General features: G+C 38.3%; 1 protein-coding gene. It reads left to right on the forward strand.

From position 1 onward, the window contains the following. Positions 1 to 1968 (forward strand): hypothetical protein (locus HADU_RS15650; protein WP_008306096.1); only part of this gene is annotated, 1968 nt, incomplete at its 5' end. Between the last annotated feature and the right edge of the window lie 9 nt (positions 1969 to 1977).

Consider the following 1977-nt stretch of genomic DNA (forward strand, 5'->3'; position numbering starts at 1 on the left):
GGGCGCTTTGCATTTCAAATCTTTGTGCAACAAAGCCGTAGTACAGTCAATGGGGCCTGTATTGGCACAAATTCGGGTTGTATTGAATTTGCTTTAGATTATCCATTGCAAACTTTAGATTTCCATTGTGGTGATGATACAAAGCAAACATTTGTCACCACATATGATGTAGATAAGGGTGTGGCAACAGGTGCCTGTAAAGTAGGCCAGTCAATTACTTTCTATATTCTAGGTAAAGATGAAAGACGTGTAGATCTGGGTTCATTCTCAATGAATAGGATTGGTAATGTTACATCTAAATCTCATTATCCACGTATGAATTTATTGGATATCGCTGAGGGCATCCGTAACACCAACTCAGCAGGTGATCTGTCTCAATATGATATTGCTATTCGCTTAGTCCAGTTAATTCAAGCCATGGGTTTAAATACTGATCAATTACGATCAGCAACGGAAATCTATCCTGTTGCGATAAATGAAGATATTCGAGCTGGACTTGATCAATTAGATGAAGATATTACTGTTGAAAAAATCAAGACTTTATCTGATCAGGATTTTGATGCCTTACTGAAAAAATGGTTGGGACCAACAACGATTACTAAAGAACAGGCCGAACAGGTACTTCAAGCATTATTAAATATTTCAAATGCTGCTGTTTATCAGCCAGAATTTTCCCTGTTTTCTACTGAATCCTTAGGTAGTTATGTTACCGGTTCAGAAGGGTTAGTAGGATGCAGTAATCTTAACCGAGAATGCTCGCTAACAGATACTGACCTGACACATATCTTGGGTCATTTTATATTGATGACTGACCGTCAGGGGATGACTTTCGGCAGTGGCTTACAGTGGAAAGGCAAAATAGAAAGCACAACCCAGAATCCTGGTGATTTCACCACGATAGGTGGACTGAATGCTCATTTAATTCGTAGTATTAAACCTGTACAAATGACTGCTGATGCCCAAAATTCATGGATTGACCCGGAAACAAAACAAATTACCAATACACCAGGTTATCTATTCAGAGTAGGTGACTCTACTACCGAGAAACTCAAGATTGAACAAGGTCGCTTATATAATGATTATATGATTGCTGGTAAAGAGCGTTTTTATAAGGTTTTGACCGGTAAGAGTGTGAGTTATAACTTAAATGAGAGTGAAAAACGTGAGCTAGGTCTGTGGCAGCAAACCGGGGGAACACTGAATTTTGCTGGTACGATGGATCTTTATAAAATCTATCCAATCACACATTTGGACCGAAGGGTTTTCACGACTCAAAATAATGTAAGAAATCAAGAAAATTATTTTTTCCCGCTTTATGGAAATTTAAAATTTACCTTAACAAATGATTCAAACAGAATAATTAATTTGGGCATTGTGATTGATGAAAATGGTGATATTCGTACGAATATTAAACCTGCTACAGCAAAAGTTGATGAATGTAGTGCTGAATACAATCCATCTACAATGCAAACAACCTATTTGGTCGAGGATTCTGAGGATACGGATGCGGTAGAAACAGTACAACAATATCGTATTGGAACCGTTTCACGTGCCTTTGTACCTGCAGCTGTGAGAAAGAAAACAGACAATACACTTTCTATTCGTATGGTTTTCGCTAATGAGGAATTAGGCGATTTGAACGGTGCTCTCATTGGTATGAATTCCACCATCAAGACCTCAACTGATGGTTCTTCCGAATCCATAGTGGTAGGGGGAGCATTAGTGAATTTGACTGATTTATTTAATGTGAGAGTAACAGGTGACGGTACGAATACTCCTAAACCGACGATCAGTTTGACAGACTCTGAAGGGAATACGGTAAAATGGGCAAATAGCTTTGCTAGCTTTAGCCAAGTTTATGGTAAACAGAATCCTTCTGATGAAAGTGTTAAGAGATTATCCAAACTTGCAGGAGGTACAGTTAGCCTGACCGCTGCTGAATGCTATAAAGTAAAAGCGAAATCCTAATATAAAAAA

This window comes from Acinetobacter sp. HA, assembly GCF_000264725.1.
Taxonomy (GTDB): Bacteria; Pseudomonadota; Gammaproteobacteria; order Pseudomonadales; family Moraxellaceae; genus Acinetobacter; species Acinetobacter schindleri.